The organism is Bradyrhizobium barranii subsp. barranii, from assembly GCF_017565645.3.
Classification (GTDB): Bacteria; Pseudomonadota; Alphaproteobacteria; order Rhizobiales; family Xanthobacteraceae; genus Bradyrhizobium; species Bradyrhizobium barranii.
On record NZ_CP086136.1, the window covers coordinates 10387218 to 10411421 of the forward strand.

Sequence of the window (24204 nt, forward strand, 5' to 3'; positions counted from 1 at the left end):
CCATATACTGGTTGAATGGTGGAACAAACCACCGCCAAGATTGTGCCATCAAGATTGTGCCATGGCGATTAGGTTTTTGACGTAGCTATTCTGACAGCGACGCATCGGAGCATTTGCCATGCTCGTGGAATTCGACAGCGGATACGACCAGCAACCATTTCGAGATCTGTGCGCCGACTATCCGGGCGCTGAAACCTACGATCCCGACGATTTCCGGATTGAATGGGGGCCGAACTTTCACCGCGGCCGGCTCGACGGATCGGCGCGTGTGCTCGTCGTCGGTCAGGATCCCGCCCAGCACGAGACAATCGTGCGCAGAATTCTGGTCGGCACCGCGGGACGCCGCACTCAGGGCTTTCTCGCCAAGCTCGGCATCACGCGGAGCTACGTGATGGTGAACACCTTCCTGTACAGCGTCTACGGGCAGAGCGGCGGCAACAAGCACAAGAACGAGCCGGGCATCGTCGAGTATCGCAACAAATGGTTCAAGGCCGTCCTTGCGCCGGGCAATATCGAAGCCGTTGTTTCGCTCGGCGGCCTCGCCGACGAGGCCTGGAAAGCCTGGCTCAAGACGTCCGACGGCGCGGCCTACAAGACCCTCGCCTATCAGCACATCACCCACCCGACCTGGCCGGAAAGCTCGGCCCACGATAACGCGACGCGGGCCGCGAACACCAAGATCATGCTGACCAAGTGGAATGCCGCGCTCGCGGCTCTCGCGCCTGGGCTCCAGCATCCCGACGTGCCGACGACGCTCGTGCCGTATGGGGACGCCTTCAAGCCGACCGAGCTCTTCGACATCATCGCAAAGGATCTGCCGGCAGGCCTGCCGGCGTGGATGCGCGGAGACACGCCATGGGCCGTGCGCCAGGGCGCCGATGCGGCCACCAAGCGGCGCACGATCACGATCACCATCCCCGACGGAGTGATCCGATGAGCCCGGCTGCCAACCCGAAACGATGGGCCCTGAGCGGGCGGATCGTGACGATGACCGCCGAGGGCGACGTCATCAAGAGCGGGACGATCTTCATCGAGGACAATCGCATCGCGGCGATCGTACCCAAGGGACAGCCGGCCCCGGCAGGCTTCGAGGCCGTCGTTGCAGTGGCGACCGGCGGCACCATCTATCCTGGCCTGATCGAGCTGCATAATCACCTGAGCTACAACATCCTGCCGCTCTGGCGCGTGCCGCAGCCCTACGGCAATCGCGACCAATGGCAGAACGCCAGATCGTACAAGACGTCGGTCACCGGCCCCATGAGCGCGATTGCGCTGGCCGACGACGGCTCGCTGCTGCCGGCCCTGGTCCGCTATGTCGAAGCCAAGTGCATGGTCGCGGGCACCACGACGAGCCAGGGGATCACGCTGTCGAACTGGAGCGGCACGATCCACAAATATTACAAGGGCGCGTTGCGCGCCGCCGAGATCGGCAGCCCGCCCGACCTGCCGAAGGCACACTCGAAGATTCCCGACATCGATGCCGAGGATTGGGCGAAGTTCGACAACGAGTTGAAATCGTCATCGTGCTTCCTGCTGCATCTCAGCGAAGGCATCGACACCAAGGCGCATAGCCACTTCCTCGCCTTGCGCAATTCTGAGGGAGATTGGGCGATCGAGCCGTCACTCGCCGGCATTCATTGCACGGCACTCGATGCGACCGACTTCGGAACGATGGCGGAAAACCATGCCAAGGTGGTCTGGTCCCCCTTGAGCAATCTGCTGCTCTACGGAAAGACGACCAATGTCGTTGCCGCGCGCACGGCCGGCCTCACCATTGCGCTCGGTTCTGACTGGTCGCCGTCCGGCAGCAAGAACCTGCTCGGCGAGCTGAAGGCGGCCAAGGTCGTGTCCGCGCATTTCAATCTCGGCTTCAGCGACTACGACATCGTCTCGATGGCGACGCGCAATCCGGCCGCGATCCTCAAGTGGGATACGAAGCTGGGAACGATCGCCAATGGCAAGTTCGCTGACCTTCTGGTCGTGAAGGGAGTCACCGGCGATCCCTACGCTCATCTGATCAAATCGCGCGAGCAGGACATCGTTCTGGTTACCATCGGCGCACGAGCCCGTTATGGGACGAAGACGGTCATGCAGAAGGCGGGCGGAATCGGCGAGGCGCTCAAGATCGGCAGCAGCGCGCGGGTGATCGACTTCACCTCGCCCGACCAGGACCCCGGGATCGAGAGGATAACGCTGGCGGAGGCGACGAGCCGCCTTCGCGCCGCGCTCGGCAATCTCGGCACGCTGCAACCGCACAGCCTCGCCATGAGCGATGCGATCGCCCGCGGAGCGGTGTCACGCACCGGATGGCGTCTCGCGCTCGACGAGCAGTTCGGCAAAAATGTCCAGCTCCGCCCGCGGCTGGAATATAACGGCGTCAGGACCGGTCCGGATTTGGCGGCGGTCGCGGCAGCGGCCGAGCCGCTGCACCCGATCAAGCTGGATGGCCTCACGGTATCAGGCGATCCCGCGTTTCTGGACACGCTGAAGAACGAACCGAATCTTCCAGCGGGAATCGCGACGGCGATCGCGGCTTTTTACTAGTCGTTCGTCACACCAGCGGCGGATTGAGGCGCGCAAAGCCTTCCTGGATGCGATAGGGGTAGTAGGGATAAGGCGGCATCACGGCGCTGACCTCGTCGAGACGCGCGATCTGCGCAGCGCTCAGCGACCAGCCAACCGCGCCGAGATTGTCGCGCAATTGCGCCTCATCGCGGGCGCCGATGATCACGGAGGATACGGTGGGACGCGACAGCAGCCAGGCGATAGCGATTTGCGGCACCGTGCGGCCGGTCTCCGCGGCGATCGTATCAAGCACGTCGACGATGGCATAGAGCCGCTCGTCGTCCACGGGCGGGCCGAACTGCGCGGTGGCGTGCAGACGGCTGCTCGCAGGGAGCGGCTTTCCGCGCCGGATCTTGCCGGTGAGCCGGCCCCAGCCGAGCGGGCTCCAGACCAGCGCGCCGACGCCCTGGTCGCGTGCGAGCGGCATCAGCTCCCATTCGTAGTCGCGGCCGAGCAGCGAATAATAAACCTGATGCGCGACATGGGGCGGCCAGCCGTGCCGTTCGGCAATTGAGAGCGACTTCATCAGCTGCCAGCCGGCGAAATTGGAGACACCGACATAGCGCAGCTTGCCGGCACGTACGAGCGTATCGAGGGTGGACAGGACCTCCTCGATCGGCGTGAACGCATCGAAGGCGTGAAGCTGGAGCAGATCAAGGTAATCGGTACCGAGCCGGCGCAGCGCAGCTTCGACCGAGGCGACCAGACGATACCGCGAAGAGCCGGCATCGAGCGGACCGTCGCCCATCGGCAGGCTCATCTTGGTGGAGATCAGCACCTTGTCGCGGCGTCCCCTGATCGCGGCGCCGAGGATTTCCTCTGACGCGCCGTTCGAATAGACATCGGCGCTGTCGAACAGATTGACGCCGGCTTCGAGACAGATGTCGACCAGCCTGCGCGCTTCTTCGGCGCCGCTGCGGCCCCAGGCCGAGAACAGCGGGCCTTGGCCGCCAAACGTGCCGGTGCCGAAGCTGAGGACGGGTACCCTGAGACCGGAAGCGCCGAGATTGCGATATTCCATGATCATTCTCCTATTCCGCCGGGCACGCCGCGACTGCGGACTGCGTTCGATCGAGCTGAAGGCTCCATAGCACGAGACCGACGGCCGTGATGCCGGCCGCGACCAGCGGCAGCGCGGAGAGACCGAGCCCGCGATCGATGGTGACGCCGCCCGCCCAGGCGCCGAGCGCGTTGCCGAGATTGAAGGCGGCGATGTTGAGGCTGGACGCGAGCGTGCGGCCGCTGGGGCCAGCGGCTTCCAGCACGCGAAGCTGGAGCGGCGCGACGGTCGCAAAGGCCGCAATGCCAAGCAGCAGGATCAGCGCGATGGCTGCGATCTTGACTGACAGCACGGCAGCAAGGCCAAGCAGCACGATGGCGAGCGCAGCGAGCGTGCCGATCAGGGCACGCGCAAGGCCGCGATCGGCGAGCTTGCGCCGGCGACATTGCCGATCGCGAGACCTGCACCGAACACCAGCAGGATCGGCGACACCGCGGCTTCCGGAAAACCGGTGAAGCGCGTCAGGATCGGCTGGATATAGGTAAAGACGACGAACAGGCCGGCAAAGCCGAACACGGTCATGGCGAGGCCGAGCAGCACCTGCGGACGGCCGAGCACCGCGACCTCCTCGGAGAGCGAGATCGGCTTGTCGCCATTGCCGACATAGCCGGGCACGAATGTGGCCACCACTGCGAAGGCGATCACGCCGATCACCGTCACCGCCCAGAATGCCGCGCGCCAGCCGAGCATCAGGCCGAACCAGGCGCCGAAGGGCACGCCCAGGAGCGTCGCGACCGTCAGGCCGATGAACATGGTCGCAATCGCCGACGCGCGCTTGTCCTCCGCGACGAGGCTGGTCGCAACGACCGACCCGACGCCGAAGAAGGTGCCGTGGGCGAGCGAGGTCAGCACCCGCGCCGCCATCAGCCATTCGTAGTTCGGCGCCAGCGCGCAAGCGGCATTGCCGAGCGTGAAGATCGCCATCAGGGCGAGAAGGACGGTTTTCCGCGGCATCCGCCGCGTCGCCAGCGTGAGCACAGGCGCGCCGACGAAGACGCCGAGCGCATAGCCGGAGATCAGCAGCCCCGCGACCGGCACGGAGACGTGCATGTCGGCGGCGACCTGGAGCAACAGGCCCATGATGATGAACTCGGTGGTGCCGATGCCGAAGGCACCGGCGGTGAGGGCGAGAACGGCGGGAGGCATGCGTGGCTCCAATGCGAGGGACGAGCCACGCAGATAGCCGCAGCGCGGCAAAACCATTAGGATGTCCGCAATCCAATCATTTGTGACGTGAATTCAACATGGCTCGTTTCGATACCAATCGCTCCGCCGAGATGGAGGTTTTCGTCCGCGTCGTCGATCTCGGCGGATTCACCCAGGCCGCGCGAAAACTGCGCCTGACCCCGTCGGGCGTCAGCAAGCTGATCTCGCGGCTGGAGACGCGCCTCGGCTCGCGGCTGATCAACCGCACCACGCGCAAGCTGACGCTGACGGAGGAGGGCCAGGCCTTCTACCAGCGCGCCGTGCGCATCCTCGGAGAGATGGAATGGGCCGAGCGCGAGGCGGCTTCAGGTGCGGCGCCGCGCGGCCGCCTCACGGTCAACTGCAACATTCCCTTCGGCATGCTGCACGTCCTACCGCTGATTCCCCGCTTCCTGGAACGGCATCCCGAGGTCACACTCGACCTCGTGCTGACCGACACGCTGATCGACCTGATGCAGGAACGGGCCGATATTGCCATCCGCGTCGGGCCCCTGAAAGCGTCACGTCTGGTCGCGCGAAAGCTCGGCACCAGCCGCATGGTCGTCGTCGGCACCCGAACTATCTGGCGCGCTTCGGCACGCCGAAGACGCCGGCGGATCTCACCCAGCACCGCGGCATCGGCTGGACCTTTCCGCGCATCCGCGGCGGCTGGCCATTCCGGCGCGGCGACCACACCGAGGAAGCCATGCCGCCACCGGCCGCCCGCGCCAGCGACGGCGAAATCGCCCGCCGCCTCGCCCTCGGCGGCGTGGGCCTCGCCCGCCTCGCCCTCTTCCACATCGGCCCCGACATCGAATCGGGCCGCCTCGTCCCGGTGCTGCAAAGCTACAATCCCGGCGACCGCGAAGACATCCACGCCGTCTATGTCGGCCACACCGCGCCCCTGCCCGCGCGCGTGCGCGCGTTCATCGATTTTCTCGCCGAGCATGTGCGGATGAGCGACCCCGCGCTGAAGCGGGCGGGGGACGGGAGGTGGAGGGTGGCCTAGGGACGTCGAAATCGCCGCGATACGCGCGTTCGGTGCTGCCCATCGTGTCATGGGAGCGGACCAACTATCCGTTGGCCGTTGCGCGCTGCGATCGTCGGCAGCATGTCCATGTGCTGCTCGCGCGGCTCGGGGATCCTGTGCAGATCGCGGAAGAATTCCTCGTGACGACGCGGCGTGGAGACGAGGATGTGTCTCGCGTCGGCCGGCCCCTCATTGGTGAAGCCGTGAACAACTCCTCTCGGCACGAGAATCCGCGAACCGGGTCCAGCGACCTCGGTCTGGTCTCCCACGAGGTATTTCACCCGGCCCTCCAGGAGGACAAACAGCTTGTCCTCCTCCTCGGAGATGTGGGCGGGTGCGCCGAAGCCCGGCTTGATGGTCATGTCCAGCACCGTGAACGGGCTTTCCTGCGGATTGATAATTTTCGTCGTGAGACCGGCAAATTCGGTCGTTTCGAACTTCGTTGTGATGACGCTCTGCATTGGCCAAGGCTCCATTGACTTCGGAGCTCGATAGATTGCATGCGGGAGGGCCGCAGATTAGTCCCCTTCCGCAAGCCACAGCGGCTGTAGTTCTGGCCAATTGGCATCGGAGTTTCCCGAAGACCAGTTCTGCTGCCCGAACGGTCCACCTCAAACTGTCGGCATGAACAACGACAACAACGAAAATCACCGCCCGGCAGCTGCAAGGTGTCGCTCGAACACACGGGTAAAATCCGCGACCTTGGCGCTCAGATCGGCCCGCGACGGATATGTGAGATGCAGGCGGATCGTCCCGGAGAACTCCTCTGGCAAAACCGGCACGACGAGCCTCGATGCGTATTCCACTCTGCAGAGGGCTTCCGGAAGCAGACCAATCCCCTGGTGATTCAGCACAAGCTCACGAGCAAGAGCGAAGGAGTCGACCGCGACATGAAAGGCGGGCCACGTCGCCCCGCCCGGCAAGGAGCGGGATAGAAGGCGCAGCAATTCCGGCCTCGATGGCCCGATCAAGGTCGACGCGTCGCGAATATCGACGGGGATCCCGTGACGGCTCACATAGTCTGAGCTCGCATAAAGACCAAACTTCATGTCGATTGCGCCCTTGATCAGGGCTTCCTGAGGATTGGCCGCTCCGATGCGGAGCGCAATATCAATATCCTGGGAGATGAGATCGAGCACGTCGTTAGTGAGCGACACCTCAAGGCGCACATTGGGGTGATCGTTTCTGAAATCCCCGATCGTGGCTGCCACGATCCTGACCGGAAAGTCGGCCGGCAGCGTGATGCGGATTTCGCCGGCATATGGGTCGTCAGCACCGCTTACCCCCCGGAGCGCGTTGACAAGCAGGGCAAGCGCGCCAGCCGAACGCTGGTAGAGTTCTCGTCCTGCGGCCGTGAGGGCAAAAGCGCGCGTGGACCTCTTGAAGAGCCGCGCACCGAGCGCCGCCTCCAGGCTGCGGATGCGCAAGCTGACGGACGACCTCGGCGTGTTGGTTTCGCGGGCTGCCGCCGCAAATCCGCCGGCGCGCACGACAGCGACGAATGTCTGCAGGGAATTCAGGTCGATCGGCTGCGCGTCGGTGTGAGCGAGACTTGAATGTTCATTCTGATCATCCTTCTCGGCCTCTTCGAGAGCGCTGCTGTGTGCCTTCATGACGTCCTGTTTCCGGTGATGGTCCGGCGCGCGCGGGAACTTCATGAGGGAAGGGAGCGGCAACCGATAGCGAACCTATGGACGGCAACAATGACCGGAGCGCACCAGGAGCGCGATGCAATTGAGCGTGACCGTCGGTTGATTGAGCAAGCCGCGATATCGTCAGCTCATCTTTCATGGTGGATGCTCTCAGGGGAGAGGGCGGGATGAATCCCGCCCTTTCATCGTCAGATAGTCGGATGAAGGTCGCGAACGGGGCTCACCTCCTCGAGGAGCGAGGCGATCTTGAGCACCGTCGATTCCGCCAGCCAGGAGGAGACCATTTGCACGCCGATCGGAAGACCGTCATGGCTCGTTCCAAACCGCATCGATAGAGCGGGCATTCCCGTCAAGCTGAACGGTGATGTGGCGCTCATGACGTGAAAGGGTGAAACCGTCACGCCATCGACCACGAGGTCGTTGAGACCATGCTTGGTCGCCGGGAACGGGGTCACCGGGCATAGCAGCGCATCGTAGCGCTGGAAGTATTCGGCGAAGCTGTCGCGAAGGCGCTCTATGGCCTGCTCGGCGGCGACGAAGTCGGCTATCGGCGTGTCAGGTGTATCGAGGACCAATTTGGCGTGCCTGAAGATCTGGGCCTCGTGGCCCGCGGTGACCTTCGCAAACTCGGGCCGGGCTTCCATCTGCTGGAGCTGCCAGAGCACGCTGTTGGCATCGGTCTGCTCCAGCACGGGCAACCGGACCTCTTCGACGAGACAGCCAGCACCACTCAGCGCATGAGCGGCCGCCCTCACCGTCGCGACCACCTCTCGATCGACTGGTCCGAAGATGCCCGGAGAGGCAAGCCAGCCTACACGGTAGGGTCGAAGACTGGCGCGCCGACAGGCCTCTCGACCGTGCCACGTTTCCAGTCCCCTCCACGTCGCACGCAGCATGCGGATTTCCCGCACTGCGCGCTCCCATTTGCTTCACGCCAACGCTTATGGGACCTATCCTGCTGGGGCGACTTTCGGCCCGTCGCGTCGCACTCTGTAGGCGTTGAACAGCCCGAGAGTGTCGTACAGCCACCGCCTATTCCATCGTTCCCAGCCGAAGCCCTTTCGTTTCTGAGCATGCGCCAGATGGCGCCTGACCTTCTTCTCCACCCAGTCTTTGATGAAGCTGAAGCACTCGCTGGAATGCCCCACCGCGAAGTAGTTCACCCACCCCCGGAGCATCGGATTGATCAAGTTTATCACTCGTTCAACCGGTTGCGACCGGTGTCGGCGGAACACCTCTTTGAGCGCCCGCACCAGTGCCGTCCGCTTTTTGAGCTTGGGCGTGTAATGCGGCCGCATCGCTCCGCTTAGTCCGCGGAAGTAGCGGAACTCAAAGCCCAGGAACCCAAAGCACTCACCGCGCTCAAGGTCCACTGTGCGGCTCTTTTCATCATTGATTTCCACCTGCAGCTTGGCGAACTCCTCCCGGAGTCGTTTGGTCACGGCTCCAATCAGCCAGTCATGACGCTTGTAGGCGTCGATCAAGACCACCAGGTCGTCAGCGAATCGCGCGTATTCGACGTAGGTGTACTTGCCGTTGCGGGTGACTTCCCGCGCTCGCTCCAGCATCCTGTCCACCTCATTGAGGTAGAGATTACTGAGCAAGGGCGAGATCACACCGCCCTGCGGAACGCCCTTCTTGCCTGAGGCTTTCAGCATCATCTTTAGGAGATGCAGTATATGCGCGTCATCAACCCGCCGCGCCACTTTCTCCAACAGCCGGTCATGCCGGACATTGTCAAAGTAGGCCCGTAGGTCAATGTCGAGAATCCGCGTCTTCCGTTGGACTATCGCTTCAGCCACACGCTTGATGGCGCCATGTGCTGTCCGTTTGGGCCGATATCCATACGACCCCGGTTGAAAGTCAGCCTCGAACACAGGCTCGAGGATGAGCTTGAGCGCCCCTTGCACCACTCTGTCGCGGATCGCCGGAATCGAGAGGACACGGACTTTGCCCCCGTCCTTCGGTATCTCCTGCCTCCGCGCGGGAAGTGGCTGGTAGGTGCGCCCGATCAGTTCGTCCCGTAACTGCTCAAGCAGAGCTTCCACGCCTTGCGTCTCAATGGCCTCGAAGGTGACACCGTCTATTCCCGGTGCTCCATCGTTCTCTTTGGCCATCTCATACGCAGCGCGCAGGGTCTCCATCTTGCAGACGTGGACGTATAGTCCCCAGAACCGCCAGGACGGTTCAGCCTTTGCCTTGACGTATATTCTCCGCCTCAGGTCCTGCAAATCAATGGACGCCTTTGTCATCTCGTCCTTGCCTTCCCTATGTTGGAGACATTGCAAATGGCAGGGTCCCTTGGCTCCACGGATATTACTCCGCTTCATTGCTACTCCGGACCCGGCCGCCACCCTCTCGTCTTCGGCCGACTTCCCGGTTTCGCCGGTTATACGGCCTACCTTGCTCCGACGATTTCGCGTCGGGACGAGGAGGGCTTCTCCAGTTGCTCAGCATGTCCTTGTCACCGTGCTGTCGCTTCCACCCCGCCGAGGTGAACATCCGTATCGGTCAGTCTTCAGTTGCTCATGCTGCCTTCGCCCTCCGGTTGAAGGCTCGGCCCTCGGGGATACTCACTTTCGAGGCCACAACGCGTTCACTTTTATTACGGCCCGATGACTCGTAGCCTCCCCTGGGGAGACTTTGTCGATAGGCTTCAGAGTTTCAGTTTCCATCACCTCTGCTATCCAAACTACGGGGCTCTGACTTCTACCCCGGCAGGTTTGTCTCCTGCTGAACATGCCAGCCTTCGCTGGACACACAACCTGACGGGTCGATTTCGTGCCCACCCCTGTATCGAGATCGGGCGAGCTGACCGAGAAGCCGTCGGCGCCGTCGGGTCCTGCCATCAAGGAATAAGCGAGCGCCACATCGCGCACCGAGCGCGCCATCGGACCGATATGCCAGAAGCGACGTGGCACCCGAGGCCAGTGGCCTGTCATCGGCATTCGACCGTGAGTGGCCTTGAATCCGACGACACCGGTATGCGCTGCCGGGCCGCGCAAAGAGATCGAGAGATCGCTGCCCACACCGAGTGGCGACATGCCCGCTGCGATGGCAGCGGATTCACCGCCGCTCGATCCGCCCGGCGTGTAGTCGAGGTTCCAGGGGTTGTTGGTTTGGCCCGTCACGAGATTGTCGGTTTCGATCGAATAGGAAAATTCGGGCGGGTTCGTCTTTGCGATAAGAATGGCGCCGGCGGCCTTCAGCCTGGCCACGACGGTGGCATCAGCGTCAGGCATGCGCCCCCTGAAAATCGGCGAGCCGCGCTGTGTCAGCACACCCGCCGTGTCGATCCCATCCTTGACCGTGAACGGAACGCCATGGAGAGGGCCGAGCTGGGCGCCCGATATCACCGCCGCTTCGGCCGTCCTGGCGCCTTCCATCGCGCCGTCGGCCAGCGTCACGATCGCATTCAGCTTGGGATTGACCGCCGCGATGCGGTCGAGATGCGCCTGCATGACCTCGACGGGCGAAAGCTCCCGTTGAGCGATCAGCTGGGCGATGCGGGTGGCGTCCGTTCTAACGATGTTATCCATCATATCTGTCCTACCTGCCATTTGGTAGGCTGGACATGTCCCTCGCATTTATGGACTTCAATCCCTACCTGCCATTTGGTAGGGACACGTTGAGGTGATCACGATGAGCGAAAATGCGAAGGAAGCGATCCTGGCTGCAGCGCGCAGGACAGCGCAGGCCCACGGGTATGGCGGGTTGAACTTCCGCGACATCGGGGCTGAAGTCGGCATCAAGGCTGCGAGCATCTATCATCACTTCCCCGGCAAGGCCGAGCTGGGTGCGGCGGTGGCGAGACGCTACTGGGAGGATACGGCGGCGAACCTCGAAGCTCTTTCAAAAGCGAACGGAGATCCAAGAAAGGCGCTCCGCGCCTATCCGGGACTCTTTCGTCGATCGCTCGAGCAGGACAATCGCATGTGCCTCTGCAGCTTCATGGCGGCCGAATATGATGATCTGCCGGACGCCGTGAAAACCGAGGTGCAGGCGTTCGCCGATGTCAACGTGGCGTGGCTGACCAGGATGCTCGCTGCGGCTTCAGTTCCCGCCAGCAAGCGTGAAGCAAGGGCGCGCGCGATCTACGCGGCCGTTGCCGGCGCGCAACTGATGGCGCGGAGCCGCGCCGACCTGAAATTGTTCGATGCGCTGATCGAAAGCTTTCGCGGATCAGGCTTGATCCCGACCTGAAAGCCGATCCTGCCTGCGCCGTCCAAATAGCTGGCGGAGATGAATCGTGGACATCTTTGGCTTCTTCACGTCGGCGCTTGCGTGCCAATTGACAGTCAATTGGAGAACGTGCTCGCCCGGCGGACGAGCAGTTCATCGCCCTTTCGGCTGACTTCGAGCGCGGTGGCCTGGTATGGCGTTGAGACAACGACGCGCTGACCGGGCGCCAGTACTGTCACAAAGCGGATCGGCGTTCCCGCTTCACCCTGTGCAAGAGTCGTGACGACGCGGAATCCATCGGGCTCGACCGTGTAGTAGGCGACGCCGGATACATCGCCGAGATTGATGCTCAGGCCCTCGATCGGCCGCAGGCCGTTAGCGTGTGCGGCCCCGAGTGAGGCGAAGGTGACGGCGGCTGCGAGAAGCGAGCTGCGGACTGACATAGGAACCTCCGTTGGCTTCGGCGGCGGGCGGGTTGCCCGTCTGGCTGATCGCGGCGGAATCGCGGTTTCCGTAAAGCTCGCGCAATTTGGTCTTCAGGACTTTTCCGGTCGCCCCGTGCGGAAGCTCGTCGACGAACAGAACATCGTCCGGCATCCACCACTTCGCGATCTTGCCCTCGTAAAAGGCCAGGAGATCTTGCGCCTTGAGCCTCGATCCCTGGCGTCGGACCGCAAGCACGAGCGGGCGTTCGTCCCATTTTGGATGCGCAATACCAATCACCGCCGCTTCGACGATTTCGGGGTGGGCCATCGCCAGGTTTTCGAGCTCGATAGACGATATCCATTCGCCTCCGGACTTGATGACGTCCTTCGAGCGATCCGTAACCTGCATATAACCGTCGCTGTCGATCGTGACGACATCACCCGTGAAAAACCAGCCATCGGCACGCTCGCTTTCCGGCATCTTGTAATAAGCGCGGGCAATCCAGGGCCCCCGAACCACGAGGTCGCCAACGGCCTTGCCATCGTGGGGGAGTTTTCTGTTGTTGCCATCGCGAATGCCGATTTCGACCCCGAAAAGCGCACGTCCTTGTTTGACCTGGCGAGACCGCCGTTCAGCTCTCGACGAGGTCATGTGCTTGCGCAGTGGCTTCGAGATCGTCGCGAGCGGGCTGGTTTCCGTCATGCCCCAGCCATGCAGAACTTCTACTCCGTATTCGTCCTGCAGCGTTTCCATCAGGGAGGCCGGACATGCCGTGCCACCGATCAGCGCGCGATTGAGCGTCGTCGGCTTCACGCCGGCGCTATGCAGGTATCGAACATAGCCCAGCCAGACCGTCGGCACGCCGCCGGCGAAAGTCACCCCGTGGTCCTCGAACAACCTGTGCAGGCTCTCACCGTCGACGTTTTGTCCGGCCATCACCAGCTTCGAACCCGTCGCCGTTGCACAATACGGCATTCCCCAAGACATTGCGTGGAACATCGGCGAGACAAGCGCGACCGTGTCATCCAGAGAAATGCGACAAGCGTCTGGGAGCGCTGCGGCGCAGGAATGCAGCACGGCGCTGCGATGGCTATACAGCACACCCTTTGGGTTTCCTGTCGTTCCCGACGTATAGCACAGTCCGCATGCCGTGTTCTCGTCGAACTCGGGCCATGCATAAGCTTCCGAGCACCCGGAGAGAAATCCTTCATAGGATGGGAAGCCTTTGGCTCCCACGATCTTTGCGTCGCCCGCCTCGCCCAGATATATCCACGCTTCAACAGTCGGACATTGCGGCATTAAAGAGTGTACGAGATCGATAAAAGCCAGATCGAAGAATACAACCGCATCTTCGGCGTGGTTGATGATGTATATGATCTGGTCCACGAACAGCCTTGGATTGATCGTGTGGCAAACGGCTCCCATTCCGGAAATGCCGAAGTATAGCTCCAGATGCCGATAGCTATTCCAGGCTAAGGTCGCCACGCGATCGCCTGGCTTAATGCCGATCGAGTCCAATGCATTTGCGAGCCGAGAGCTGCGCTCGAGAAGGCCGCTGTAGTTCGTGATGTGATCGGGCCTGTCGGGAGTTCGGGAGACGATCTCGACATCGGGAAAGGAGCGCGCCGCGTGCATGAGAATGGACGACAGGAGCAACGGAGTTTGCATCATTAGGCCAAGCATGGCGAATGTTCCCTCGGTTTCAACGCTTTCACTTCAGCCGCAAGCGACTGTTCGTGCGGGCAGGAGATGGTCCGCACGGGTATCCATTTGGCGGGAGGTTTTCATCAGCCAGGACGACGTCTCGCCCGCCCTCTCGCCCTTGGGCGCCCGGTCCCCGAAAACGCGCCTTCGCGCGAGACCTGAGAAGGATGGCGAGCTTGAAGTGAACGACTAGCAGCCTGATCGCAAAGGACGTGACGAGCCATATGACTGACAGGGGCATTTGTCTTCCAAACACGATTTAGATTCGATGCTGTGAATGAAGCTAAGACTCTGGAAGCTGGATGTCGTGAGCCGCCGGCGCCCTTTCACCGGTACTGGCACGCACCGCTCACTGCCACGTCGCGCCGCGAAGCGGTCAGGGCCGACGCGGAGACGGATAACGGCGGCGCGGATAGGGCTGGAAGCAACGCCAACGTCATGAGCAGGGTACGACGGTCGATGCCGGAGCGCAGAATGGCCTCCTTCATGTTCGGCTATCCCTAATTCAAATAGATCGGGTGGAGCAGGTTCGGCGAAAATGCGATGGACCGCTCTGCCGCTGATCACGCTCATCGCCCTTCCCGTTCGCTGGGAAGGCGCCATTTGGCCGGAAATTAGTTCGAGACCGATTTCACCTTGCGGACGAGCACGCTGTCGCCGTTCCGGCTGATTTCGAGCGCATTTACCTGGTCCGGTGTTGAGAACGCCACGCTCTGACCCGGTGCAAGAACACACACCACACGGATCGGCGTTCCCGTCATGCCCTGTGCAAGGGTCGTTACGACATGGAATCCGTCGCGCTCTACGGTGTAGTAGGCGACACCGGACAGTTCGCCAACGTCGACGCTCATGGCATCAATCGGACGCAGGCCATCGGCGTGGGCGGGCTGCAGAGACGCGAATGCTGCGGCAACAAGCAGGCTACGGATCGACATAGCGATCTCCTTTGGGTTTCGGGATAAAACCTGTAAGGCATCGAGGCTGAAGAGCACTGCGACGAGCCGGCCGGGCGATATTACGTCCGCCCGGCGCCTTTCGGCATTTAGGCGTTCGCGTCGCCGAAGCTTGGCGGATTGATACCCATCGCCGCGATCAGCTCGCTGAAGGTTGCGCCCACACTCAGGTATATGCTGACGGGCGGCCCTCTTTGACCCAGTGCTTTTCAGCCTCAGAATCGGGGTCAGGCGGCTTCATTCCTTGGATGGTCCAGAAATCGATTGGCGTTTCGTCAATGTGGACCTCCCAGCGATAACCCCGCTCGCGTATGAAGGGATTGAGCGTAGTGTTGACGCGCTCCAGCCACCACGCTCGCCGCTCGGGAGCAGTTGCGCGAGCAATCTGAGAGCTGGCCCCGGTTGTTTGGACAGCGCCCCGCTGGATTTAAGTGGATTCCTGCCGGGTTATGCTGAACGCGGGGCTTTACGGTTTTGTCGTTGCGTCGGGAGGGCGTAGCCCGACCAGAGCGACGACAAAACCGTCGGCGACGGTCATGCGGCCATCACCATAGCTTGCGTGCCGAAGTAAGCCTCGTCGGGCGTGCGCCCGTCAAGGCTCGAGTGAGGGCGTCCCTGATTGTAGAAGGCCAGATACTTGGCAATTGACGCTCGCGCCTCGGACACGCTGTCGTAGGCGCGGAGATATACTTCTTCGTATTTGACCGTGCGCCAGAGCCGCTCGACAAACACGTTGTCGCGCCAGGCGCCCTTGCCGTCCATGCTGATGGCGATCTTCGCGTCCAGCAGCACATCGGTGAACTCGAGGCTGGTGAACTGGCTGCCCTGATCCGTGTTGAAAATCTCGGGCCTGCCGTGCTTCGCCAACGCCTCCTGGACCGCTTCGACGCAGAAGGCCGCCTCCATTGTGATCGAGACGCGATGGGCCAGGACCCGTCGGCTGAACACATCGACGACCGCCGCGAGATAGACGAAGCCACGCCGCATCGGAATGTAGGTGATGTCCATTGCCCACGCATGGTCGGGCCGCTCGATCTTCAATCCGCGCAACAGGTACGGGTAGATCTTGTGACCCGGAGCCGGCTTGCTCGTGTTCGGGCGACGATAGACCGCCTCGATCCGCATGCGCTTCATCAGCGTCGCGATGTGGCGGCGACCGGAGTATACGCCTCCCGCCGCAGCAACGATCGCAGCATACGCGCTCCCGCGAAGGGATAATCGAGATGCAGCTCATCGAGCCGACGCATCAAGGCAAGGTCCTCGGCCGAAACTGGCCGAGGTTCATAGTAGACCGTGCTGCGAGCCAGCTTCAGGACCTTCGCCTGGCGCACGATAGAAAGATCATGATCGCGGTCGATCATCGCTTTGCGCTCAGCAGGCCCGCCTTGGTGAGCGCGCCGGACAAAAAATCGTTTTCCAACGCCAGCTCGCCGATCTTGGCATGTAACGCCTTCAAATCGACCGGCGTCTCGGCCGATGTCTTGTCATGCCCAAACACGCCGGCGGCGCCTTCCAGGAGCTGGTTTTTCCAGATCGTGATCTGGTTCGGATGAACATCAAACAGTTGCGCCAGCTCCGCCAGTGTCTTGTCGCCTTTGACCGCAGCCAAAGCAACCTTCGCCTTGAATGCCGGAGAATGCGTCCGGCGGCTCTTCTTCGTCATCTTCGCTCCTGATTCGCAGCAAGAATCCTCGCCGCTGTCAGGCAGAAAATCCACTCAAGCTACTGTCCGAATTTGCGGGGCCAGCTCTGAATCTGTAAAAAAACTTGCTCAACCGCTGCGTCTCAGGTGCTCTCGGTAGGGGAAGATATCTCTTGAGACACCTTCTTCTGACGAGAATATGGCTACCGTGTCCCGTACGGCCCGGGATCGATCAAGCGCGTCACGCGGGCGACGTAGAGAAGTTGCTTGGGTGAAAACCAAAAGGCGCGCTTTGGGTTAAGATCGTCATCGACCGCGATGTTGAGCGACCGAAATGCCGACATCCAGGCAAGCTTGGTACAGTAGAATCCCGTATCGTCGTTGAGATTGAAATTCCAGAAGTCATAGGGTTTCCCAACGTGCTTCCTGGCTTCTGCCGGAATTTTTGCTCGATCCGCAACGGAAAGTTTGGCAAGACGGCCGAGCCATACGACTTCGCCGGCGCGTTCGGTTGTCCAATCTGTGTAGGGTCGTCGGATGACGCCCCTGCCCCAGAGCGCCTCGATAATCCATGGAGCGCCCGCCTCGTCGATGTCAATGATTGCAACGTGACCAACGTAGATGGGACCACTGACTGAGTAAGTCCCGCCTCCGGGCTTGCGGGTGCCGGTGTATCGTTCGCGGAATTCCTCGTAAGTCAGTTTACGCATGCGCTCGGTTTGAGCCGGCGTGAAGTAAGGCGCCCTATTCGCAACATTGGCGATGAAGCGGTCGCGCTCTTCGTACCATTTGACTTTGTCGGCATCGACTGGACGCGGCGACCCGGCGTCGTACGGCACAAAGACGCCTGGCTTCTTGGGCCAGAGGAAGTCGCCACTCTGAAATTGCTTCGCATCGGGCATCGGAGGCGGACCGGTGACGGCCCTGACCGGCTCTGATCGCGCCAACAACGACAGCGCAAATGCGCCTCCCATCTGGCGAAGATAGTCCCGTCGATCCTGCACCGGATTGCTCCTCACAGCGGGTTAATAACCTTCCTTAGGGTCGTCGATATTTACGTCGGTTGGGATCTCATAGATGTCACCCTTATTCAGTGGAAGATGGGGATTCTTGACGTCATACGTGCTCGCGCCAGTTTGCTGGTTGACGCACCATCCGCGGATTTTAACGGTCGCAACCTTCTGGAACCTGGCTTGCATCAAAAGGCCGTATTTCTTGCAAGCGTCCATCGACGCGAAATCGAGATGTTCTGTATTGTGAAGGCTCCAGACCTGCTTTCCCGGCGCCGCCGGTGGAGAGACAAAGAACATCATAAAGAGAATGAATCCAGACATTGTACGGCCTGCCCTAGCGAGGAAGGTTGCGGATGGCGTTGATGATGCTTTGCTGGTTTGTCGTAGTATCCAGCTTTTCTTGCGCATTCACGCGGCTGATGACAGTGACCCGGTCGGGACCATCCTTGAAGTTGCCGCCAACCGGCAGGGTTTGGACGACGAGAGTGCCGCTGCTGGTAGTATCCGGACTGAGGGTTATGAGCAGCGTCTCGTCCATGTCATAGGAGCCGGACAATGCGCCAAAGGCGGCGCCGAATGGGAACGTATAGGTGAAACTCCCGTTGCCGCCGAATTTGACGAATATTTGCGAGCTGTAGGTCGGCGAGTCCAGCTTGGCGAGCGACCCCATAGCCGTATCCTTCGCTTCTACAAGGCGTACGAGCCATTCGCCGATTCCAAGGTGCTCGGTCAGAACATGAGCGCGCGGACTGTCGACCGGACAGATCAGCTGATTCCTGGGATTCGAAATGAGCTCTTTCGAGCTTGTCTTGAAAGTGATGGAGACGTCACGGGTACCTTTGGCATCGACGGCGCCGCCGGGAGCGCCGACCGATCCCAGCGCCCAGCTGTTAAAATATCTAGCCGCTGACAGTGTCGTGCTCTTGCCCGTCGAACCGACGCCGCCATTGATTTCCGAATCCGTCTTTGGCGATAGCTTGATGGCAACGAGCCATTTGTTGGCCTTGAAGGAGGCGTATTGCGGCTCGCTAAGCTTCACGAATGCGTAGCGAAGTTCGCAAGCTGTGTGTTGAAGGATCTCGCGAACCGGAAGGCTAGTGTCGTCGAGCGTGGGAGGAATAATGCTGCATCCGCCTATCCAGACAGCGCTAGCGACAACGACCACGTAACTAACTATCCGCATACGGCACCGCCCTGCACAGAACAAAACAACCGAATTATCTGCAATTCCCAACGTTTAATGGCCGACGGCGGCGACCACTTGCGACTCTTGAGGACTTGCGCCAGTAACGCGAACGCTCCAGGTACCCAGTGCGGGCGATTGTATCGTGCAGGTCGCAAAGGCGTCCGCCACCGATGAGGTACACGCTGGGCTGTTTGCGTTTGGTGCCGTTAATTCGAGCGTCAGCGATGCGAAGGTTGGCGTTGTGTTGACACTGACCGTGAGAGAACCGCTTGAGTTGGTAATTGCGAAGGTCCCGCTCGAGTGATCCGGGGTATTTATGAAAAGATGGTAGGGAGCACCGTAAGCCCGGACACCGGGGTTTTTGAAGAACGCGTTTGGATTGGCAGCGAAAGCCGGGTTGGTGTTGGATCCGGCGACCGACGTGATCCAAGTTATGTTCTTGAAGACCTCGACATCATAGGACAGGTCCTTTCCTGCCCGGCAGTCCTCGGGCCCCCCTGACGTGACGCCGACGAGCTTTAGGGCGCCGTCGATAGTCGCGAATGCCGGCCCGCCGGAATCTCCATGGCACGTACTTCCAAGAATCTTATTTTCATTGCGGAGCTCGAAGCTCCAGCAGAAATCTTCGCTAAAGCTGATATCCTTGCAGGCCGCAGCTTGTATAGTCGCCCACAGTTTGATGCCTTCGGAGCCGTCGACAGGCGGTCCTGGCTGAGGTGCGCCGTTCGCTTTGAGCGGACTATGCACTCCAAAGCCGACGATGGTTGCAAATTCCCCAGGCTTAAGTGATCTCACCGTATTGAGCGGCGCGGGCATCACATCGGTGATCTCTTTGGCGAGCTTAAGGATCGCGAGATCCTTCTTGGGGAATGCATAGTCCGGGTTGATAATGATCTCGTCGACGGCGACGGCACCGCGATCATGGAAGAAGACTGAGACAAACCGTTTATCATCGGGCTTCACATCCTCCTGACCGCGCTTGTAGGTCGCTGAGAGACAGGCTTTCGCCGACTTCGCATCTACCTGCTCGCAAAAGCAATGCGCCGCCGTGAGCACGGCCGTCGAGGAGATCAGAGTACCTGTGCATAAGGCTGAAGAGCCGTATCCATCCCAGGCGTAAGCGATCTCAACAACGGAGGGATAGTCGACGGTGGCGGCCGAGCCGGGGCCGACAACGTACGGAGTGAGCGTCGCCGGTTTCAGCCCGCCCAGACCTTGGAGATGGGGCGGCAGTGGAAGTGTGCGACCATCCGTGCCGAGCTGAAGAATTTCTTGCATATCTGTCGGGACGATGATCGCGTCGAACCGCTGTTTGGCTTCGGCTGGCGCAAGTGTCTGCAGGTCGGTTTGCGCCTGATGCAGTTTGTTCGAGAAATCCTGGAGCTGCGTCTGGTGATCTTGCAGGAAATCAAGCTTGCGAATGTTTGGTGCCGAATCCAATTGCTGGAAACGCAGCGTATTCTCGATCGTGCGTATGTTCGCAATCGCTCCCCTGCCAGCTATTTGGCTGAAGGCGTTGATATCCATGGTTTGGCTTTTGCCGCCGGCGATCTTGGTACTGGCGGCCTTATTGACGGTCTTGACGGTTTGGAGGTGATTGTCGACGAATGACGATAGATCCTTCAGCCTGCTCGAAGCACCCCTGAATGGATCAGGAGCTTTCAGCTCGGCAGCCGAGCTGAAACTGGCGCTCCCAACGATAGTCAAACACGCGGCAAAATACGCCGATGCGCACGCGCGCAAGCTGACAAATGTCCCCATCACCGGTATTCCCCAATTCCGGCGTTCTATTCAACTTATGATGGCACCAAAGAGAACAGCGAGCAAGACAGCAATCGCAAAAAAGAGAGGAGAGATTTCTTTCGCACGCGCCTTCGATCGACTCGCAGGATGATCAGCATGGCCGATTGGGTGGTCTAAGGTTTGCGACAAGCGGACGAAGGTTTGCGCTAACAATCACTCAGTCTTCCTCTAGAACGATACCATCGGCGCTGCACAATGACATTCCCGATCAATTCTCCAGAAAAGAAGGAGGTGGCCGGAAGTAACCTCAGCCAACAATCGGTCTAGATCCGTGAGCAGGCAAATCCTATGGCATTCAGCGACTGCTCAAGCGGCTGCTCGCCGCAACTCTCTGATCATCGCGCTCGATACAGGGCGCTCTTTTGGAAGGGCTCCTATCCTGCAGCTCGATAACTTCTGAGAGCAGATCAACCGTGCCTCGCAAGCTGTCCCTCAACTCGGCAAGTCTTCGATTCGACAACATCACGGGCCGCTGCGACAGCCTCAAAACGAATTCAAACACTCGATCCGAATGGCGCATAAGTTGAAGCAGATGTTCGCCGCTCGGACCGTTTGAACCAGAAAGCCAATTCTTGGTAGTCTTCTCGTTTGCGCCGGTCCATTGCATAAGAGTTTTATGGGCCTGATGACTGCCAGCTAGCTCCGACTTGAGAACATCTGCGATCAAGGTCGCATACGTTGAGGACGCGAAGCCCCTCTCCGCCGGAAACTTTTTGCCCGTTTTAGGAAACATGTTCCCCCCCGAGCCGCGCTATAGTTTCAACTAACCGATCACGCATTGATGACGTTACTGGGGCGGCGATGTTGCCGGTTGAATCGAATACGAACTCGCAAGTGCCCAGTACCACCCTCGTGTCCGCAGCCGAATACGTGCGGATGTCGACCGAGCAGCAACAATATTCAACGGCTAACCAGTCCCAAGCTATCCGTGAATATGCCAGCCGGCACGGCTTTCGCATCGACAAGACTTACGAGGACAGCGGCAAGAGCGGCCTCAATTTGGATGACCGTCACGCGCTCAAACGGTTGATCGACGATGTTCAGAATGGCAAAGCCGCGTTCTCGACATTCCTAGTTTACGACATTAGTCGCTGGGGTCGGTTCCAGGATGCCGACGAAAGTGCCTACTACGAATACATCTGCAAACGAGCGGGCATCTCGGTTCGATATTGCGCTGAACAATTCGAGAATGACGGCAGTCCGGTTTCGACCATCGTTAAGGGCGTCAAGCGCGCGATGGCTGGTGAATACAGCCGCGAACTTTCAGTCAAGGTCTTCGCAGGGCAGCGGCGTCTCATCGAGCTGGGCTATCGGCAGGGCGGCCCGGCGGGGTACGGGTTGCGCCGACAATTGATAGATCAGAATGGTCTTCCCAAAGCAGAGCTCGTTCGCGGAGAGCACAAAAGCATTCAGACCGACCGGATTGTTCTGATTCCTGGCCCAGAGGAGGAGGTCGAAACCATCCGCTTCATCTATGATGCCTTCGTGGTGCAAAGCAGAAGCGAGGCAGAGATTGCCGAGAGTCTGAATCGAAAAGGCATCGTTACTGACCTCGCACGTCCATGGACCAGGGCCACGGTTCACCAGATCCTCATCAACGAGAAATACATCGGCAACAACGTCTGGAACAGGTGTTCCTGCAAGTTGAAGGGCAGCCGGGTCTATAATCCTCCCGAGCGCTGGATCCGACACAACCAAGCTTTTGAGCCGATTGTCGACGAAGACACTTTTAGATCAGCCCAGGCCATTATTTCCGAACGCTGCAAGCGTTATTCTGACGAAGAGCTTCTCGATGTGCTGCGCGGCCTCTTGGAGCAGCACGGCTACCTGTCTGGTATTATTATCGACGAATTGGAATTCGGCCCCTCCAGCAGTGCTTATCGCACTCGCTTTGGCAGCCTTGTCCGCGCCTATGAACTCATCGGCTTCACGCCGGACCGAGACTACCGCTATATCGAAATCAACCGCGCACTGCGGCGAATGTATCCTGACTTCATCGCTTCCACCGTACGCGGCATCGAGGAGATCGGCGGATCGGTTCGACAAAACGCCGAGACGGACCTCCTCACGGTGAACGATGAATTCACGGCTTCACTGTGCATGGTTCGGGCACAGGAAACGATCGCCGGCTCTCATCGCTGGAAGGTTCGTTTTGATACGGGCTTGCGCCCCGACATCACTGTCGCCATCCGAATGAACCAGATGAACAGCGCCGTGCTGGACTATTACCTGCTCCCCCGCTTCGAAATGGAAGCCGATCAGGTTGCCCTCGCCGAGAACAATGGGCTCGCATTTGATGCGTATCGCTTCGACACCCTCGACATGCTGTTTGAACTTGCCGCTCGCTCGCAATTGATGGAGGTCAGCTATGGGATCGGCTCAATGCATTGAGATCATTCCAGTCGGGTCAATTGACGTCGTCAATCCACGGGCCCGCAACCGTCGCATCTTCAAGGAAATCGTTACGAGCGTCGCCGAGCTCGGATTGAAGCGACCCATCACTGTCAAACGGAAGCCGGGAGAAGCCGAGCCGCGCTACGACCTGGTCTGTGGCCAGGGACGGTTGGAGGCTTATCAAGCGCTTGGCCAGCGCGAGATTCCCGCGATCATCATCGACGCCACCGATGAAGACAGCGCGATCATGAGCCTGGTCGAAAACTGCGCTCGACGACAGCATCGTGCCATCGACCTTCTGCATGACATCGAAGGGCTGAGACAGCGTGGTTACGATTTCGAGGATATCGCGCGCAAGACCGGCCTTAGCCTCGAGTATGTCAAGGGCGTGAGCAGCCTGTTGGAGGGCGGGGAGCACCGCCTGCTTCGGGCGGTCGAAGCCGGGCAAATGCCCGTCAGTATCGCGGTTATGATTTCCCAGGCCCAGGACAACGACATCCAGGCCGTCCTGCAACAGGCTTACGAAGAGAGGTTGCTAAGGGGGCAGCGCCTGCTAGCAGCCAAGAAATTGATCGAGCAACGGCATCACGCGCTTGTTGTAGGTAAATGCCTCATCTTCGGTCGAGACCAGGCACTCGATCTCCAACAAACCGGATAGCGATTATTCAGGAGCACCGGATGATCTTGAAAGCCGTCGAAAACGGCGTGTCGGAAGCGCGCATTGCCAAGGCGCTGAATGTCGACGTCGCCAGCATTCGTCGGCGCCGGAAGCTACTGGACGGCATCTGCGCGGAGGCGGTCGAGCTACTGAAAGAGAAGCATTTGACCCTCAACTCATTTTCAGAGCTGCGCAAACTTGCGCCGATCCGGCAGATTGAGGCCGCCGAGCTGATGATCGCGATGAACAATTTCTCCAACAGCTATGTGCGCTCGCTGGTGGCGGCAACGCCTCGCAACCAGCTCGCCAGCGGCTACACGCCGCGTACCCCGAAGGGATTATCAGACGAACAGCTCGCGCTGATGGAGCGGGAGTCAGCGTCGCTCGCGCGCGAGTTCAAGGTGGCCGAACAGACCTATGGCACCGACCACCTCGATCTGGTGCTGGCGGTTGGCTACCTTTCAAAGCTTTTACGCAACGGCAAGGTGGTCGGCTATCTCGCCAAGCATTTTCAGGAATTGCTGTTCGAATTTCAGCGCATCACCGAGTCAGAAGCAACAGCCGCCTAACGCCCACGCCGCGCGACATTTTTCGTCAATTCCGCAGCATTCGCGTATGCGTTGTTATGGAACACTGCCTCGATAGCCCGACCAGCAAACCGCCTTCACATCACACCGAGCAAATGATGCGTGTGGCGCAAGTTAGGGAATCACGTCGTGTTCGATAGAGTAGTGGCGACCACATCACCCCA

At 60.3% G+C, this 24204-nt stretch carries 20 protein-coding genes and 4 pseudogenes; 7 read left to right on the forward strand and 17 right to left on the reverse strand.

Features of this window, described 5'->3' with window-relative positions:
• Nucleotides 1-118: 118 nt before the first annotated feature.
• Together J4G43_RS50435 and J4G43_RS50440 are read left to right on the forward strand one after the other, a co-directional pair.
• Nucleotides 119-937: a uracil-DNA glycosylase family protein gene (locus J4G43_RS50435; RefSeq protein WP_208083517.1), complete on the forward strand. Its 819-nt coding sequence runs from the start codon at nucleotides 119-121 to the stop codon at nucleotides 935-937.
• Nucleotides 934-2544 carry an amidohydrolase family protein gene (locus J4G43_RS50440; RefSeq protein WP_208083518.1) on the forward strand — a complete coding sequence of 537 codons (1611 nt, stop codon included), beginning with the start codon at nucleotides 934-936 and terminating at the stop codon, nucleotides 2542-2544. The genes J4G43_RS50435 and J4G43_RS50440 overlap by 4 nt, the downstream gene beginning before the upstream one ends.
• A 7-nt stretch (nucleotides 2545-2551) precedes the next feature.
• Here J4G43_RS50440 and J4G43_RS50445 read toward each other — a convergent pair whose 3' ends face one another.
• Nucleotides 2552-3586 (reverse strand): aldo/keto reductase, encoded by a 1035-nt coding sequence (locus tag J4G43_RS50445; protein ID WP_208083519.1) that lies wholly within the window; start codon nucleotides 3584-3586, stop codon nucleotides 2552-2554.
• A 10-nt stretch (nucleotides 3587-3596) separates the two neighbouring features.
• A pseudogene (locus J4G43_RS50450) lies at nucleotides 3597-4771 on the reverse strand (MFS transporter).
• 98 nt (nucleotides 4772-4869) lie between these two features.
• Here J4G43_RS50450 and J4G43_RS50455 point away from each other — a divergent pair.
• A pseudogene (locus tag J4G43_RS50455) lies at nucleotides 4870-5819 on the forward strand (LysR family transcriptional regulator).
• A gap of 47 nt (nucleotides 5820-5866) precedes the next feature.
• On the opposite strand, the gene J4G43_RS50460 reads toward J4G43_RS50455, so the two are convergent.
• The 5 genes and pseudogenes from J4G43_RS50460 to J4G43_RS50480 form a co-directional block, all read right to left on the reverse strand.
• A complete protein-coding gene (locus J4G43_RS50460; protein ID WP_208083520.1) occupies nucleotides 5867-6301 on the reverse strand; it encodes a cupin domain-containing protein in 435 nt (144 codons plus the stop codon).
• A 186-nt stretch (nucleotides 6302-6487) separates the two neighbouring features.
• The gene (locus J4G43_RS50465) at nucleotides 6488-7453 is read right to left on the reverse strand and encodes a LysR family transcriptional regulator (protein ID WP_208083521.1); all 966 of its coding nucleotides are present in this window, start codon (nucleotides 7451-7453) and stop codon (nucleotides 6488-6490) included.
• A gap of 227 nt (nucleotides 7454-7680) precedes the next feature.
• Nucleotides 7681-8388: an amidase family protein gene (locus tag J4G43_RS50470; RefSeq protein ID WP_225005624.1), complete on the reverse strand. Its 708-nt coding sequence runs from the start codon at nucleotides 8386-8388 to the stop codon at nucleotides 7681-7683.
• 54 nt (nucleotides 8389-8442) lie between these two features.
• Nucleotides 8443-9744, reverse strand: coding sequence for a group II intron reverse transcriptase/maturase (gene ltrA / locus J4G43_RS50475; RefSeq protein ID WP_208083522.1), 1302 nt, complete (start codon nucleotides 9742-9744; stop codon nucleotides 8443-8445).
• Nucleotides 9745-10254: 510 nt separating this feature from the next.
• Nucleotides 10255-11034 (reverse strand): annotated as a pseudogene (locus tag J4G43_RS50480) (amidase); the annotation flags it as partial.
• Between the two features lie 100 nt (nucleotides 11035-11134).
• Here J4G43_RS50480 and J4G43_RS50485 point away from each other — a divergent pair.
• Nucleotides 11135-11695: a TetR/AcrR family transcriptional regulator gene (locus J4G43_RS50485; RefSeq protein WP_208083523.1), complete on the forward strand. Its 561-nt coding sequence runs from the start codon at nucleotides 11135-11137 to the stop codon at nucleotides 11693-11695.
• A gap of 95 nt (nucleotides 11696-11790) precedes the next feature.
• Here J4G43_RS50485 and J4G43_RS50490 read toward each other — a convergent pair whose 3' ends face one another.
• The 10 genes and pseudogenes from J4G43_RS50490 to J4G43_RS50530 all read right to left on the reverse strand — a co-directional run bounded on the left by J4G43_RS50490 (nucleotide 11791) and on the right by J4G43_RS50530 (nucleotide 20359).
• Nucleotides 11791-12117 carry a hypothetical protein gene (locus J4G43_RS50490; RefSeq protein ID WP_208083524.1) on the reverse strand — a complete coding sequence of 109 codons (327 nt, stop codon included), beginning with the start codon at nucleotides 12115-12117 and terminating at the stop codon, nucleotides 11791-11793.
• Nucleotides 12050-13783, reverse strand: a complete 1734-nt coding sequence (locus J4G43_RS50495) for a long-chain-fatty-acid--CoA ligase (protein WP_208083525.1) — start codon at nucleotides 13781-13783, stop codon at nucleotides 12050-12052. Before J4G43_RS50495 ends, J4G43_RS50490 begins: the two co-directional genes overlap by 68 nt.
• A 347-nt stretch (nucleotides 13784-14130) precedes the next feature.
• On the reverse strand, nucleotides 14131-14292 hold the full coding sequence (locus tag J4G43_RS50500) for a hypothetical protein (protein ID WP_161495887.1): 162 nt from the start codon (nucleotides 14290-14292) through the stop codon (nucleotides 14131-14133).
• Nucleotides 14293-14418: 126 nt separating this feature from the next.
• Entirely contained in the window at nucleotides 14419-14739 is a 321-nt protein-coding gene (locus J4G43_RS50505) for a hypothetical protein (RefSeq protein ID WP_208083526.1), read from the reverse strand.
• A gap of 184 nt (nucleotides 14740-14923) precedes the next feature.
• The gene (locus J4G43_RS56325) at nucleotides 14924-15184 is read right to left on the reverse strand and encodes a tautomerase family protein (protein ID WP_208089209.1); all 261 of its coding nucleotides are present in this window, start codon (nucleotides 15182-15184) and stop codon (nucleotides 14924-14926) included.
• A gap of 107 nt (nucleotides 15185-15291) precedes the next feature.
• Nucleotides 15292-16420 (reverse strand): annotated as a pseudogene (locus J4G43_RS50510) (IS3-like element ISRj2 family transposase).
• A gap of 182 nt (nucleotides 16421-16602) precedes the next feature.
• A complete protein-coding gene (locus J4G43_RS50515; protein ID WP_208083527.1) occupies nucleotides 16603-17403 on the reverse strand; it encodes a YiiX/YebB-like N1pC/P60 family cysteine hydrolase in 801 nt (266 codons plus the stop codon).
• A gap of 21 nt (nucleotides 17404-17424) precedes the next feature.
• On the reverse strand, nucleotides 17425-17712 hold the full coding sequence (locus J4G43_RS50520) for a hypothetical protein (protein ID WP_210161824.1): 288 nt from the start codon (nucleotides 17710-17712) through the stop codon (nucleotides 17425-17427).
• Between the two features lie 34 nt (nucleotides 17713-17746).
• Nucleotides 17747-18577: a hypothetical protein gene (locus J4G43_RS50525; protein WP_208083528.1), complete on the reverse strand. Its 831-nt coding sequence runs from the start codon at nucleotides 18575-18577 to the stop codon at nucleotides 17747-17749.
• 72 nt (nucleotides 18578-18649) lie between these two features.
• Nucleotides 18650-20359, reverse strand: coding sequence for a S1 family peptidase (locus J4G43_RS50530; RefSeq protein ID WP_208083529.1), 1710 nt, complete (start codon nucleotides 20357-20359; stop codon nucleotides 18650-18652).
• A 918-nt stretch (nucleotides 20360-21277) separates the two neighbouring features.
• Between J4G43_RS50530 and J4G43_RS50535 the strand changes: the two genes are divergently transcribed.
• Genes J4G43_RS50535 through J4G43_RS50545 form a run of 3 tightly spaced genes read left to right on the forward strand, consistent with a single transcriptional unit; the run spans nucleotide 21278 to nucleotide 24022 of the window.
• A complete protein-coding gene (locus tag J4G43_RS50535) occupies nucleotides 21278-22792 on the forward strand; it encodes a recombinase family protein (protein ID WP_249814908.1) in 1515 nt (504 codons plus the stop codon).
• Nucleotides 22770-23453, forward strand: a complete 684-nt coding sequence (locus J4G43_RS50540; protein ID WP_225005627.1) for a plasmid partitioning protein RepB C-terminal domain-containing protein — start codon at nucleotides 22770-22772, stop codon at nucleotides 23451-23453. Before J4G43_RS50535 ends, J4G43_RS50540 begins: the two co-directional genes overlap by 23 nt.
• Nucleotides 23454-23473: 20 nt before the next feature.
• Nucleotides 23474-24022, forward strand: coding sequence for a plasmid partitioning protein RepB C-terminal domain-containing protein (locus J4G43_RS50545; RefSeq protein WP_208083532.1), 549 nt, complete (start codon nucleotides 23474-23476; stop codon nucleotides 24020-24022).
• Nucleotides 24023-24204 lie beyond the last annotated feature (182 nt).